Below are 14,452 nucleotides of genomic sequence, written 5' to 3' on the forward strand. Positions count from 1 at the left end.
CATCATCTCGCTCACCAGACTTTCGACGGTCCAGACAACCTCGATGATGCCATCCACGAGGCGGTCAGGATGCTCAATTGCGAACGAAATCGCCATCCGTTCGCCAACCACCGAATCGCTGCTTAGGCATAAGACCCCGAGCGAGTTCATGAAATACATCGGAACTTCCAGCCAGCCGATGGTGCCATGAGGCCGGAAGTTCCGATCGGCCGTGGTCCAGCGTTCGGGGCAGGTCCAATGTCCAAGCCTTAACTTTGAACACCGACCACCTCGTGGAGAGGATCACCACTGAGGAATTCCGCCCTCCCCGTCATTACGCTCCGAACAGTTTCTTCAACATACTTGTTGAATGCCGCAACTGAGTAATTGTCGAGATAATACTGTATTGCAGCAATCTCCTGCGAATGCCTCATCGGTGCATTGATAAGTATCTGAACGGTTGCTTCGGCGAGTGTAAGCGCGTGCTGCTCAATAACCGCAATATTCTCCAATCTTCTTGGATCAGCAAGGCCTTCAAATGCGTGTTTAGCTCCGGCAGGAACACGGCCATATGCGAGAGCTTCCAATACTTTGATTTTTGTGCCGCCACCCCATGTTACTGGGGCTGCTACGACCCCAGCCTTTTCGTACTCGGAACGCAGATCGTCGACAAAACCAAGTAGGTGGACATTCTGAATGGCGCCCCAGTCGCGCCTGAGCGAAGCTGGAGCCACGCCCGCTATTCTTAGCTCCGCCTGAGGTATACGTTGACGAATCAGCGGCCAGACCTGCCGCAGGTACCAATTCATCCCGTCTGAATTCTGATGCTTTCCCCAATCACCCACGGAGAAGATTATTTTCGATCCTTGGGCTGATGGCCCTAGTGCCTGAATCTCACCGCCAGTATCGGAAATTGGCACATTCGGCAGCGTCGTGACATCAATTCGATTAAGTGCCGCAGTATCTTTCTCCGAAGCGAGCCAAATGTGATTGGCTTTTTCTAATACCTTACTCCCTAAATATATATTACCCCGCAATTCTCGTTGCAGGTAGGCTTGCAGTAATAGATTATACCTTGGAGCCGATTGCAGTCTTGCGGCGGTGCGGCTGGGTTCCCAGTCGTCGGCATCAATGATAAGAGGGACAGGCCATTCGGCTAGCAAACCAGCAGCCGCTGACGGGCGACACAGTCTGCCGACGATCAGGTCGACTTCATTACGACCGCAAAGTTCATCAATGGTCCGCTCGGCCTCATCGCTGACCCGCAGCCCAGCGGTAGCTAACCCGCTTCCGAAGAACATTCCTACTGCACGCGAGGCTTTTTCTAGATAGCTTCGATATTTGCTTCCGCTAGTCCCTGGCATCGATATCGACGATACGGATAGGTAGTTTTCTTCGCGAGATGATGACGATGAGATCCTCAGATAATGGTCGGGACCACGGTAATTTAGGTAGAGAACTCGCACATCTCCACACTGACTCAGGGCATCTAAAAGCAAACGCGATCGAATCGCTCCACCAGTAACTTCAATCGGAAACGGCGGGAAAGAGATAACATAAAGAATGCGCATCGAGTTTCGCCCTTTGATCTGCCCCACGAGGCGGCCCGGTTTTGGAGCTAGTGCAGGATCAGCTAGGCTTCTGCACTATGGGTAGCTTGGCCGGCTGAGATGCCTCTTATGGTCGGTGGCCCGCACGCAGGCGGTGAGTCCGTTGAGTGCCCAAGAAACTTTTCATCACCTATCGATGTGAGATCCACGTCTGTCTTTCGTGGTCATCCTTTTACTTCCGGAAGCTTCACCCGAACTATGCCTTCAACGACCTGTATGATCCGAACTCCCAGAATGTGAAGCACACTGCCGTAAACCAAAGCACCAGCGACACTCGTCAACACCAATTCAATATACACGCTGATATTGATAGCGCTCAGATAGGATCGCAAGATCATCACAGCGACTGTCATCACTACGCATGCCGCAGCAACTTCCCGAAGGCTTCTGAACTGGGACTTAACGCTAATTCCAGCAAGGCTCCGCGCTACTGCAACTGACGCAGCAAACATGATTAACGACATTGCCCCTCGTGCGGCAATCACTCCAAATATAGAGCCGAAGTATAGTCCAAGCGATATTAGCGTTACATTAAAGCAAAGGTTGATGAAGTTCATCCAAAAGATGATGTCAGCCCTGCTCACAGCAAGCACAAGAGACTGCAAAGGCTGCGTATACGGCACCAAAACAATTGTAAGAGCAAGCCACTCTAAATAGGCGGCCGACTCGACCCACTTGGTATCGAGTAGAGAGTTGATGATCAGGTCTGAAGTCAGAGAAATACCCAAGCATAACGGCGCAGCAAGCATCATTGTGAATCGTGAGGCTTTCAGGTATGCATTCCGAAGCCTCTCTCGATCGCTATTCACCGAAGACAATGCTGCGTAGACCGACGTCATTGCCGGAGCAACGAAAGTCTGTGTAGGCAAAACCGCGAGGTCGTTTGCCATCGTATATTGGCCAAGGCTCGTTCTGCTGACGAAACGCCCCATCAGCATACGATCAAACTGCCAATTTAGAGCCCCAACAAACTGTGCCACCGTGAACCAACTGATAAAATTGGCAAACTCCGGCCACTCCTTAAGGGAGAATGCAGGTCGGTAGGGAGCAAGCACATAGGATGCTGCAGTTGCCAGGGTTGCCGAGGCAATGCCGTTTATAGCGATAGCCCAGTAACCAGCTCCCAGATAAACAAACAAGATCGCCAAAGCAGTGCCGCAAATCTTGCCAGACATCTCAGTGACGAATCCTCGCCAAAAGTTAATATCCCTAAAAAATTTAACCATACCAGGGCTGTATAAGCCCCTACTTATTGGACCCACAGCTAGAGCCACAAGCAATGGCATCAGACGATCGTCATCGTAGACTGCGGCGAAAGGCCATGCTGCAGATCCTATGATAAAAGCGAACAACAATATTCGCAGAACGGCTAAGGTAAAAGCAGTATCCAGGTGCGACTTTCTAATATTGTCAAGGCGAACAAGAACTTGAGTAAGTGGGAGCTCGGAAACCACCTCCACCACAAAAATAAGAGTCATTGCGACAGCGACAAGTCCAAAATCTGCCGGGCTCAAGGCTCTTGCTAGAACCAGAAGTGTCATGAAGTCGATCACGCGCCCCACCATGCGAGCGGAGACCAACCAAGCGGCCCCTTGAAGGGTTTTCATGGCGAGCATTCTGCAACCTCAATCAAAGTACCGAAGTAATTGGAAGCAGCCCTGAGTTACCGGGATTAGCTCGGGACAACCTCGCCTTCAGTGTGCGCTGCGCCGTAGAAATCGCAACAATCAAGCACGCAAGGATATAAATGCCCCCAGTGCCCTTACCTGCATTTCTCGTTCCAAGACAACCCCAGGGTCCGAAATCCAATAAAATTAGCCATCAAACTCAAGCTACGCACCGGCTCGATTGAGCACAGCGCCAATCACATTCGCTCCTGCGCTTTTCAAGGTTTGTACGGCAGCTGCAAGCTCGTCCCTCGTTGTGCGCCCTGCAGCAGCAACTAATACGACAACATCAGCGTACTGTGCTGCCGCTCTTGCATCTGCGCCAACGCAAAGCGGTGGCAAGTCCAGAAGCACTTCGCTCCTATTACGTGCCATGTCGAAAATTTGCGCCATTTTCGGTGTACTCAGGTAGGCGAGCTGATTTATCCTAGAGCTTGACGAGCGCCCAGGCAGCAAAGCGATTCCCTCAAATTCCAACAAATCCGATTCATTGACAGGTGTATCGCTTGTGAGCGCATCAGCAAGGGTTAACGGAGCGCTGATCGCAGCCTGCGGCGACTGATCGGCCAGGCTCCACCCTTTCTGGCGAATGTCTGCATCAACGATTGTGACCTTCGCCCCGCTCTCCCGAACAATATGAGCCAAGTTAGCACAAATCAGAGTGCAGCCCGCATCACGTGTCCAGGATACGAGCGCGACAACATCATTGCCGTGACCCTGCCTGGAAGAACGCGCCAGCATGATGGATGTTCGTATGTCGCGGATGGCCGCTGCAAATTCCCCCTCAGGACGCAACGATACTAAAGAGCACATGTCTTTCTCAGACAGTCGCGAAACCCCTTTCCAGCGACGCACTTCGGGGACTATTGCGAGGCATGGGAGACCCGTAGCGTGTATGAGAACCTCTCTTGTACGGATCCGACGATCGAACACTTGACTAACAATTAGGATAATGAACCCAGTCGTAAGACCTATGATGGCCCCAAGGGCAATGATCAGTCCTCTGCGAGGTGCCGAGGGCCCAAGAGGTTGGACTGCTGCACCAATAACCCGCGAGTCAGCATCTGGTACTGCAGTGGTGGGGAGTGTGCCCGCGGCGACAGCGGCAGCAGCGGCACTAACCTGGGCTGAGAGCGCATTGAGACGCCCTTGAACGAACTCCGCGCCATTCCTTGCTTTATCGGTTTTGGAAGCAAGTGACTGCCAGAGGTAGGCTGACGCGATCGCGTTCGCCACGCGGGGCGCAAGTTCTCGATCCGACGACGTGAAAGACACATCCACTACATAGGACTGACCGATCCTTCGAACGTCCACACGGGCGGCGAAGTTGGCAAAAGCGATCTGCCGGCTCTCCTCTGCGGTTGGTGGGCGCGTCGGCTCATTACTAAGAGCCGCTTGGATATAGCCGCGCATTCGGCTAAACATGCTTGGTGACTGGAATGCAAAGTCGGAATGCTTTCCCAGATTTTGACTTTCGAAGACGTAAGTTAGAAGACGTTCGGATTTGATAACCTGAAGTTCAGTTTCAGCCTGATTTGCGTCGAGCGACATTGCCGCCGGATTCACCGAGGTAGGCCCGGCATTCAACGCGCGAGGCTCAAGCACCAAGCTCGCCGTAGCCGTATAGGACGGGGGGATTGTGAGCGCATTGAACGTCGCTAACCCGGTACAGATTACTACCCATGCTAGCAGTTGATACTTATTTCGTTTGGCCGCCGAAGCAACCGCGGTGATCAGGGCTCGAGGACCGTCATCTGCGACCTCAGCTACATGCTCATCAACCAACCAGTCGACCTTGGTTGTGCGAATTGGGTTTATAGTGCTCCTGTACAATCTTATGCCCCTTGCCTCAAACGAATTGCCGCTGCACGTTCAGGATTAAGCCGCCCACATAATACATCCGCAAGACCGAGCAGATTTCCTTTCAGCCGCCCTCGCCTATCGATAAAGGGTTCTGGGCTCACCGCGCGTACTACATTGCTTACGACATTTCGGAACAGATGGTCGGCAACCTGTACTGGGGTCATTGTCCCCTTGTGCAGCATGTAGAGTGGGTTGACGATTTGGGAGTATCCGAGCCGTTCTCCCGCCACGCGTCCACTCTTAACACCCATATGGACACCTCGAGCACTGGCGTCCTTGACGAGCCGCCCTCCGCGTTTGGCGATACTCGCACTAAAATCACGATCTTCAAGCCAGCCGTAGAGCACCAGACGCTCGTCGAACCGTTGGCTGCCGATCATCGATAAGCGAAACGCCATATTGCAGCCGTAAGGACTGTATGGTTCCAAGCGCCGCCAGCCAGGATGCCTCCCCGTTGTTTCTACAATCCGGACGGCTTCCTCAAAACTTAAGCCTGGCCCCTTTATTCCGTCGGCAAGAACATGCCCGGTAAAGCCAGCGACCTCCGCATCATCCCGAAACGTTCGGGCTGCAGCAGCCAACCAGCCCGCATCGGCCACGAAGTCATCATCGAAAAAAGTTACAATATCAACCCCAGAGGGTAATGCTGAAAGTGCGGCGTTACGTTGCGCTGCAAGTCCAGGTCGCCCGTTAACAACTCTAACGCCTGGCAGGAGAGCCGCATTCCCTGCATCTTCGGGTTCAACGCATGAAATAATTATAGCGGTAGGTTTGAGGGTTTGGGTTTCAATCAGATGACGCAAGGTAGCCGTCACAACATCGGGCCTTCCACGGGTCGCCACAATGACTGCCACATTCGGAAGTTCTTGTTGTGTCGCGCCAGAACGTGGAAGGCGAGCTGAAGGCTCACGCATTAGCTCGATGTAGCCGGCTGCCGTATCGCTCCAGGAGTACAACCGAGCACGCTCTCGTCCACGCTCAATAAGCTCATGTCTGAGATCGGACGACTCTAGAAGCGCATGCATATGCTGGATCCAAGCAGCCGGATCATCGGGCGCCGCCATCAAAGCGGCGGCGCCACAGACCTCGGGCATGCTCGCCCGATCCGATGAAACGACAGGGCAGCCTCGTGCCATGGCCTCAAGGATCGGCAAGCCAAATCCCTCTGTCCAAGACGGGAATGCCAAGCAGACTGCTCGATCCATTAGAAATGCTAGATCATGATCTGTGACAGAGCCAATCACATGAACGTTTGGAGCAGCTTGCAAGGTTTCAGGAGTGAAGATGCCTGCGCCACCGCCCACGACTACTATCCCGAGGCCAAGCTCAGCGAAACCAGGTGCTGCATTCAGGAGCAATTGCAGGTTCTTATGCCGTGCGCGCGATCCGAGCGCCAGAACAAACCCCCGCGCTGACCTAATTGAAGGGTCAGCAACAATAGAAGGAGCAACTTCGGCGAGTGCCGAGTCCCATGTGTTGACATGCTCATGGCCATTCGGCAGCACGACGATATCGGACATGCGCACCGGTAGGTGCTGCGCGATCTGGCGGGCCGCATCATTAGAGACGGTAGCGATCCTAAGCGAACGTCGAGCGAGAAGCGGCTGCAACGACTTGTAAACCGCGCGAAAACCTGCCCCGTAACTTTTAGGTGCCACAAAGACGTTGGCATCATGTATGCATAGCACCTGGTTTCGCTTGACCACAGGTGCCGTATTACAAAGATTGAGTAGGCGCCCAGACCACTTTGCCGGCAGAACAAATTGTTCCCATGAATGCCCAGTTAATGATCCAGCGCCCATAAAAGGCATTGTTGGTAGCTGCGGGTCAATTGCGGATAGTGGTGCAATGATTGGTACCTTGATATTCGAAGTTAGAATGGCTGCGTCCATTGCAGCAAGCACATTCCGCGCATAACGCTGCACGCCAGTCATAGGCTGCATCAAAAATCGCCCGTTGACGGCAAATTCCGATTCCGTGGTCATATTTGTGCTCCAGTATTCCGGACGCGGGCACCACCCGGCCATTCTGCAGCGTCCCGCTCGGGTTCAGCACAAGCCAGACCGGCCATGATAAAAAAGAGGAGACCTAAATCCAAAGTCGATGCTGATGCGACAGCCGCCGGAAGGCTGCATAGACATGAATTACGCGCTGCAAGGCGGACGTCCGAGGGAAATGTGCGTGGCCGGCCACGTTGGCGTGCGAATGCCGAGATAATAAAAATCATTAGCAGGATGGCACCCGGCAACCCGACGTGTGATAGAACTGCCAGGGCAAAGCTTGAGGTACGTGTGGTACCAAGGCCTACGCCGAACCACCAGGAATCGAAGAAGTTCTGCAGTGCCGCAGCATTCCAGGAAGCTCGCTCGATCCCAGACTGGGAGGTTGACTTGCTAAGTACCAGAAGATCAACGTAGTCGCGGATAACAGCCGTTAAATGGTCATTTAACAACACAACTAAGGCCGCGATAATTACAATTAGTGGCGCCAGTAGCACGACTGCCGCACTAACATGCCCGCTAGGATGAAGCCCGGAGCGATAAAGTGCAGTCGCGTACAAGATCATCATCACAAACGGCACCGCCAGGAGTCCAGTCGATGATGTCGATAGGATGACTAGAATGAGGGACACCAAGGCAAGAATACCGGTCCAAGCCGGACGGCGTCCACAAAGCCACATTGTTCCTGTGAAGCTTAAGGCAACGACTGTTGATCCTGCAAAACTCGAAGCCTCAGTGAATGATCCGGCGATGCGCTTCAACCCACTTACCTCTTCATTGTGGTGAAGTGTGTAACGAGCGTTCCTCATGAAACTGAGGAGGTCCTGGGTTCCGGTCAGATATGTACCGAGATCCAGCAACGCAAACAGGATGTTGCCAATAGCATATGCAATTACACCGCCCGTGATCGCCTCGAATCCGGCGCGGGTTGAAGCAACTGCTACTACCAGGGCGAAGGATGCGAGATCGGCGCTGAGATACACAGTTTGTGTTATATTGCCGGACACAGGACCAAGGGGAACTAAGCCTGACCCACTGTATTCCGATGTGCCAATTGGAAAGATTAAAGTACTTCCTGCCAGGATGCGAGGTAGCACATAGGCGCTTACTGCTCCGTATATAAGCAGGCATGCCAGCCAAAATCCGGGCATTGGGGGGCTTACGGCTCTGATCGCTGCGGTAATCTCGCGGGAGCGGGTAAGCGCGGAAGCGGCCACAAAGCCAAGGAAAAAATGGGCTGGCTGAATATTCGCTGCCCCAATGAAGAGCGCGGCCGAAGACCCAAACAGTGTTGTAACCACGAGCGTTGCGATGGTGGCCCGGGGCCCGAGGAGAATGCATACAAGGCCAAGAACGATCGTAGCAATACCTATGGGTTCGATCATAGAGCAGTATCCTGGTTCGCCGAAACCTGACCGGTCAGCAGAACACCGCCAACGCTGGACATACGGGCATCTTCAGGCTTTCCACACCATCTGCCGATGCGAACCTTCACCTCTGAGCCCAAAGTTCTCTCCAGTCGCTTGCAACTTACAAAAAGCATGTTCAAGCGGCCACGCCAGCAAGCGAGCGCTGCACGAACTCGGCCATCGATGCTTTGAAAACATCCTTTCCGAAAACCCGAGATCGAGCTACAGCTGCAGCGGGGTCAAAGTGTGCGTTTTCACATCGTTCGACTGCATCAAGAAGTGCTTCGATGGTCTGCTCTTCAAAGAATGTTCCCGTCACACCGTCGACGACCGTCTCCGTCGCACCGCCCCGTCCAAAAGCAACAACGGGCCGGCCACTTGCCATGGCCTCAACAGGCACGATCCCGAAATCCTCCTCTCCCGGGAAGATCAAAGCTTTGCAGCGGGCATAATGATCTTTTAGAACATCGAAGCGTTGTGGACCGAGCAATGTTACTGATGGACCTGCCTTTGCCCGCAGTTCAGCGAGCATTTCACCACCGCCGATGACGACGAGCCGCCGTCCAGTGCGAGAAAATGCCTCCACTGCCAAATCTGGCCGCTTATATCGAACGAGCTCTCCAGCCATGAGATGGAAATCGCCAAGTTCTTTTTCAGCTTTGGGCTTGAAACTCTGCACGTCGACCGGAGGGAAGATTACATCGGCTGTCCGCCGCCAATACGAGTTTATGCGTTTTGCAACTGTTCTGGAATTTGCCGCGAAGGCATCAACGCGCGTAGCCGCTGCAACGTCGCAGAACCGAACATAATGTAATAATGGAGACATCAAGAGACGGCCAAAACGTGACGTTCCTTCTTGATAATCATGAAGCATATTCCAGACGTACCGCATGGGCGAATGACAGTAACAAAGATGCAGGGCTCCGGCAGGTGGAATAACGCCTTTAGCGGGCCCGGACTCCGAACTGATGATTAGATCATAGCCTCGCAGATCCAGTTGCTCGAGTGCCATCGGCATGAACGGCAAGTAAGATTTGTAAAAGCGGGCCGCGCGAGGTAGTTTGGATACAAATGTTGTCTGAATGTGGTGTCGCTCAATTGTGGACGAAACTGCTCCAGGAACATGCACATGTGTGAAGACGTCTGCCTCTGGGAACATCTCACATAAAGCCTCAAGGACTCTCTCACCGCCGCGCATGCCCACGAGCCAGTAATGTATGATCGCGACCCTCATTCTTTGAGCTTTCCTTTTCACTCACACGGGCATGAGCGGAGTGGCATTTGCCACTGAACAACATCAAATTCTGAACTCAGCCTAATCTGTCGTCGGCTTGGATTGTATAGAATACGGTGCAACAACGTTTGGTAGATCAGAGTTGCTGCTCTTCTTCACCGAGTAGAGATTTTGAATGGATCGAAACTGTCATGTAAGCCACCAATCCCGCGATCCTGCAGGGCTTGCACACGTTGAAGCATGTGATTCGCAACATCACAAACACAATGTGTAAGTGAACGTGTTTAGATTTTTGCAGTTCATCGCGACGGTCCACTTGGCACGGCTAGTTGTATATCGTTCGGCACAATCTCTCCAGAGCCACAAAGGATTAACTCGTCAGGTAGCATCATCACTAGGTCTGCCTTAGTGGTCCTCGCCGGACGAAAGAGCCATTTTTGAGGATTCTTCTTGGGGCTTGTGCGTGGGAGGCTGTGGCGCGCGCGCAGACATCTCCGTTTCGCTCGCACAGTCCAGCTTCGCCTTGAGACCATTGTCAGCAATAGGAATACGGCTCAGAAACACGTCTGGCGGGCAACCATCGTGCTGCTGAACGCCGATGGCATCGGCACAGCCGAGATCATGCTTAGCGAACGTGATCGGGTCAGTATTGTTTTGCCAGAACCCGAAATCACGCGGGTCGAGACACTCTCGATTTGTAGGATTAGCAACTTCCCTTTGCCGCTATCACGCAGGGAAGCGTCAACACAATTATTTTCAAGTCTACCCAAAAGGACCATTCGCGGACATATCGCGTATCGAGCACAACCCGCTCTTGGTACGATGTATCGCTACGGCCGCTGATCTGCCATGCGCCTGTCAGACCTGGTCTAGTCCGCAAGTAATATCCGGAGTATGGACCATAGTTATCCAGCTCCTGCCTAGTAACAGGGCGCGGACCAACAAGGCTCATTTCACCTTTTATTACGTTAAATAGCTGTGGAAGCTCATCAATACTAGATTTACGGAGGAATGCGCCGATAACTGTCACCCGCGGATCACGTTTAAGCTTTCTTGTCTCGTACCATTCCTTACGCGCTTCACAGCTTTTCTGCAGATATGCCTGAAACTCTTCCTCACTGTAGGCGCGCATTGTTCTAAACTTGAGGCATCCAAATTCGCTGCCTCTGAAGCCGACCCTCCTATGCCTGTAAAGAACTGGCCCTCGGGAGGTCATAAGCAGTAAACAAATGACAGCAATAAGCAGCGGAGCCAAAAAGAACAGCGCCATAGTGGCTACAGTCACATCGAAAAACCTTTTGAGAGACCTGCCCACCGGAGCTGAATTGACCCTGTCCGGCGACAGAGAGCCATCTATCGCGTCCTTGCATTCAAGGGTAGCGTTCGATGCATGCTCCGCAATATCACCACTCTTCATGGTTTACCCTTCGGCCTAGGTTGGGTTTGTTCGAATGCTTTAGCTGTCGTGCGCGAGCGCAGTCGCTATGCTGCTCTGACGACGGTTTAACGCTAATAGGGTTTGGTGCACCGCGATATCCTCTCAAAGGCATATCCGCGTCTCATGAAGGATTACACCGTATGGCGTTGTCCCAATTATTCCAGATCACTATTGGAGGTGGTCTGCCCCCCTGAGAAACATCCCTTACGAAAGTACGACTTTGAGCCGAACAGAGGGTCGGGGAAAGAGACTGATAACACTGCCGAACAAATTGTTTCCGAGTTGCGGTTTGTGACGTGCTGTTAAAACAGGATCCGACGGGTGGCCGAGGCCGATCGGCGCGAACGGCGTAACTTCGTACCTCTGGAGACCCGAAGGCAGACCGCCCCAACGTGATGCAGCTGGTTGTAGTCAGCGCGGGCAATTCAAGACTGACAAGCCCTGCTACATAGAGCGGACCCATTCTCCACCGAGTCTGGTGATGCAGGTAACTGAGGAATGGTTCAAGCGAAGATTGGAGTTCGTGCTCCCGAGCGAGCGAGGCGATAGTGACTCACTTCTAACCTCTCAGCGCAAAGAACCGTCTGAGCCCATCTGGCCTGTCTTGAGAGGGCGATATTGGTGTACTGCTAATTCAGCGTTGGTCGCAGCGCTAACCTGGAAGGTTGCACTAATACCAAGCGGCATGAAGGCTGACTCATTCGGGGTTTTCAGCCGGGCGCACGTCTGATTCCATGCTGGCGATCAGGAGGTCCGCCATGCGCCCAGGGATCGAGCTTCGCCAGGATTATGACGCGGCCCGGCTGCGGGCTTTGGCCAAGGCCACCCACGATGCTGGGCAAAGCCGACGCTTGCTGGCGCTGGCCGAGATCTACGATGGCGGCACGCGGACCAAAGCGGCGCAGGTCGGTGGGGTCGGGCTGCAGACGGTGCGGGACTGGGTGGTGCGCTTCAACGCCCATGGGCCTGAAGCCCTGATCGATGGCAAGGCACCAGGCAATGCCTGCAAGCTCCGAGCCTGCCACCGCGAGGCCCTGCTGGCCCTGGTGGAGAGCGGCCCCATTCCGGCTGTCCATGGCGTGGTGCGCTGGCGGCTGAAGGATCTGGTGCAGTGGCTCTGGGACGAGTTCCGGATTGGGGTGAGCGAGACGACGCTGGGCCGCGAACTGCGGACGCTCGGCTACCGCAAGCTCTCGGCTCGCCCGCGCCATCACGCCAAGAGCGATGCCGCGGTGGCGGTTTTTAAAAAGAGCTTCCCACGCGTTTGGCGGAAATCGCGGTCAACGAGGCTGATGGCAAGCCGCTCAAGATCTGGTTTGCCGATGAGGCGCGCATCGGCCAGAAGAACAAGATCACCCGCCGATGGGCAAAGCGCGGCACGCGTCCCTCCGCCCCGCGGGACCTGAGAACCGCCTCCACTTACATCTTCGGGGCGATTTGCCCGGCTGAAGGCAAAGCCGCCGGCCTGGTGCTACCGCGCTGCACGACCGAGGCGATGACGCTGCACCTGGCCGAGATCGCGCAAGCGGTGGCGCCCGGAGCACATGCGGTGCTGCTGCTCGACCAAGCGGGCTGGCATGTCTCGCGCAAGCTGAAGGTGCCGCCCAACATCACTCTGGTGCCGCTGCCCGCCAAAGCGCCCGAGTTGAACCCGGTCGAGAACATCTGGCAATTTATGAGGGAGAACTGGCTCTCCAACCGGATCTTCACGTCCTACACGGACATCCTCGATCATTGCTGCGCGGCTTGGACCAAACTCACTGATCAGCCCTGGACCATAATGTCCGTCGGCTTGCGCGAGTGGGCGCATGGGTTCTGATCAATGGGAGTTGGTATTACCGCTTCCCTGCGCGGGTCAGTCGAACCAAGCAAGCGCAGTTGGAAGGGCTCCCGAGAACCGTTCGCGAAATAGCCTGGAAAGGTCAGCTCCGGCTCTGCTCCTGCTATCGAACAATGATCCTCGCGGGGAAGCACAAGGCCATCGCGATCACCGCGATCGCGAGAGAAATGGCGGCCTTCCTGTGGGCGATCGGTCAGGAAGTGCCACCAGCTCACCACGCTGAGCCAAGCCCCGCCTATCGCGCGCCTTCGAAAGAGGAGACAAGATCGATCATCTGCTGATGCTCAATCTGGGAGGAAGGGCCCCGGTCGGGGAATCTTCGATGGAACTGAGTGGCCGACGACGTCGATGCCCGTACTAAGATAGAAGCAGCCCCAGGCGTACACACGGAAATGCGGTATCCAACCAGCGTATAAGAGTTTGCAAACCGTCGTCTTGAGGTCCTGCCTCCTACATTGCGCATCAGCTACACTATGCAGGACCAGCCATGATTGGCGGGATGAACAGTCGTGGCCATGCCGCTTGCATTTGAACATAAGTGTTCCAACGACACGTCAATTCCGGCATAGTACACCGCGCCGGCGCGTTGTCCTTCCTGGTCCGACCTCTTGCGCCTGCTGCGGCGGAGGCTTGCGCAAGCTCGGAGAGGTCGTGACCGAGACCCTGGAGCGCATCCCGGCGCGCTGGGTCGTGGTGGAGACGGTCCGCGAGAAGTTCACCTGTGCGGCCTGTGAGACGATCACCGAGACGCCGGCGCCGTTCCATGCCATTCCGCGCGGCCGCGCCGGCCCGCATCTCCTGGCCGAGATCACGGTCGGCAAGTTCGGGCTGCATCTGCCGCTGACCCGCCAGAGCACAGTGTTTGCCCAGGAAGGGGTCGATCTGGATGTCTCGACCTTATGCGACTGGATCGGTGCGGTCGCGGTGGCGACCCAGCCGTTGAGCGCGCTGATCACCGAGCATGTGATGAGGGCGGAACGGCTGCATGCCGACGACACACCGGTGCCGGTGCTGGCCAAGGGCAAGACCAAGACCGGCCGGCTCTGGACCGTGGTGCGCGATGACCGCCCCTTTGGCGGCGCCGATCCGCCAGCTGCGGTGTATTTCTACTCGGCCGATCGCAAGGGTGAGCACCCGCAGTCCTTCCTGAAGAGCTACAGCGGTCTTCTGCAGGCGGATGCCTATTCCGGCTTCGGGCAGCTGTATGAACCGTATCCATCCGAGCGGGGCCGCGGGATTTTGGGTGCCGCGCGTGGTAACGTCGGTTCATGGAGATCGATGAGGACAAGATCGACGATGCCGTTTTGGCGCTGTTATGGCTGACGCTGCATAACGAGCGTTGTGCCTGGAAGGGCTTCGACTGGGCAACGACGGATCGGCTTCACAAGAAGGGCTTGATCGGCGACCCAGTC

At 54.9% G+C, this 14,452-nt stretch carries 9 protein-coding genes and 2 pseudogenes; 4 read left to right on the top strand and 7 right to left on the bottom strand.

Features of this window, described 5'->3' with window-relative positions; translation table 11 throughout:
• Window positions 1-248: 248 nt before the first annotated feature.
• The 7 genes from FS320_RS27090 to FS320_RS27120 form a co-directional block, all read right to left on the bottom strand.
• Window positions 249-1,550 carry a glycosyltransferase gene (locus FS320_RS27090; RefSeq protein WP_152715193.1) on the bottom strand — a complete coding sequence of 434 codons (1,302 nt, stop codon included), beginning with the start codon at window positions 1,548-1,550 and terminating at the stop codon, window positions 249-251.
• A 203-nt stretch (window positions 1,551-1,753) separates the two neighbouring features.
• Entirely contained in the window at window positions 1,754-3,196 is a 1,443-nt protein-coding gene (locus FS320_RS27095) for a lipopolysaccharide biosynthesis protein (protein WP_162003266.1), read from the bottom strand.
• A 225-nt stretch (window positions 3,197-3,421) separates the two neighbouring features.
• Window positions 3,422-4,807, bottom strand: a complete 1,386-nt coding sequence (locus tag FS320_RS27100) for a lipopolysaccharide biosynthesis protein (RefSeq protein WP_162003267.1) — start codon at window positions 4,805-4,807, stop codon at window positions 3,422-3,424.
• 284 nt (window positions 4,808-5,091) lie between these two features.
• A complete protein-coding gene (locus FS320_RS27105; protein WP_152715198.1) occupies window positions 5,092-7,104 on the bottom strand; it encodes a glycosyltransferase in 2,013 nt (670 codons plus the stop codon).
• Window positions 7,101-8,504: an O-antigen ligase family protein gene (locus tag FS320_RS27110; protein ID WP_152715200.1), complete on the bottom strand. Its 1,404-nt coding sequence runs from the start codon at window positions 8,502-8,504 to the stop codon at window positions 7,101-7,103. The genes FS320_RS27105 and FS320_RS27110 overlap by 4 nt, the downstream gene beginning before the upstream one ends.
• Window positions 8,505-8,664: 160 nt before the next feature.
• Window positions 8,665-9,762 (bottom strand): glycosyltransferase, encoded by a 1,098-nt coding sequence (locus tag FS320_RS27115; RefSeq protein WP_152715202.1) that lies wholly within the window; start codon window positions 9,760-9,762, stop codon window positions 8,665-8,667.
• Window positions 9,763-10,465: 703 nt separating this feature from the next.
• On the bottom strand, window positions 10,466-11,179 hold the full coding sequence (locus FS320_RS27120) for a sugar transferase (protein ID WP_152715204.1): 714 nt from the start codon (window positions 11,177-11,179) through the stop codon (window positions 10,466-10,468).
• Window positions 11,180-11,958: 779 nt separating this feature from the next.
• Here FS320_RS27120 and FS320_RS27125 point away from each other — a divergent pair.
• From FS320_RS27125 to FS320_RS48360, 4 genes and pseudogenes are all read left to right on the top strand, one after another.
• Window positions 11,959-13,019, top strand: a protein-coding gene (locus FS320_RS27125; RefSeq protein ID WP_420846776.1) for an IS630 family transposase whose coding sequence is annotated in 2 segments (ribosomal slippage) — window positions 11,959-12,489 and window positions 12,492-13,019 — 1,059 coding nt in all. Because the reading frame shifts where the segments join, the coding sequence is not laid out codon by codon here.
• Window positions 13,013-13,252: pseudogene (locus FS320_RS48355) on the top strand (IS110 family transposase); the annotation flags it as partial. The gene FS320_RS27125 and the pseudogene FS320_RS48355, both read left to right, overlap by 7 nt.
• A gap of 331 nt (window positions 13,253-13,583) precedes the next feature.
• Window positions 13,584-14,252: pseudogene (gene tnpC / locus FS320_RS27135) on the top strand (IS66 family transposase); the annotation flags it as partial.
• Window positions 14,253-14,308: 56 nt separating this feature from the next.
• A partial coding sequence (locus FS320_RS48360; protein ID WP_244626992.1) for a DUF6429 family protein occupies window positions 14,309-14,452 on the top strand: 144 nt, incomplete at its 3' end.

The sequence above is a fragment of the Microvirga tunisiensis genome (assembly GCF_009296175.1).
GTDB classification, from domain to species: Bacteria; Pseudomonadota; Alphaproteobacteria; order Rhizobiales; family Beijerinckiaceae; genus Microvirga; species Microvirga tunisiensis.

Coding starts and splice junctions, on each gene's coding strand:
- FS320_RS27115 (WP_152715202.1), bottom strand. CDS start 9,762: ATGAGGGTCGCGATCATACATTACTGGCTCGTGGGCATGCGCGGCGGT.
- FS320_RS27105 (WP_152715198.1), bottom strand. CDS start 7,104: ATGACCACGGAATCGGAATTTGCCGTCAACGGGCGATTTTTGATGCAG.
- FS320_RS27095 (WP_162003266.1), bottom strand. CDS start 3,196: ATGAAAACCCTTCAAGGGGCCGCTTGGTTGGTCTCCGCTCGCATGGTG.
- FS320_RS27120 (WP_152715204.1), bottom strand. CDS start 11,179: ATGAAGAGTGGTGATATTGCGGAGCATGCATCGAACGCTACCCTTGAA.
- FS320_RS27110 (WP_152715200.1), bottom strand. CDS start 8,504: ATGATCGAACCCATAGGTATTGCTACGATCGTTCTTGGCCTTGTATGC.
- FS320_RS27090 (WP_152715193.1), bottom strand. CDS start 1,550: ATGCGCATTCTTTATGTTATCTCTTTCCCGCCGTTTCCGATTGAAGTT.
- FS320_RS27100 (WP_162003267.1), bottom strand. CDS start 4,807: ATGTCGCTCGACGCAAATCAGGCTGAAACTGAACTTCAGGTTATCAAA.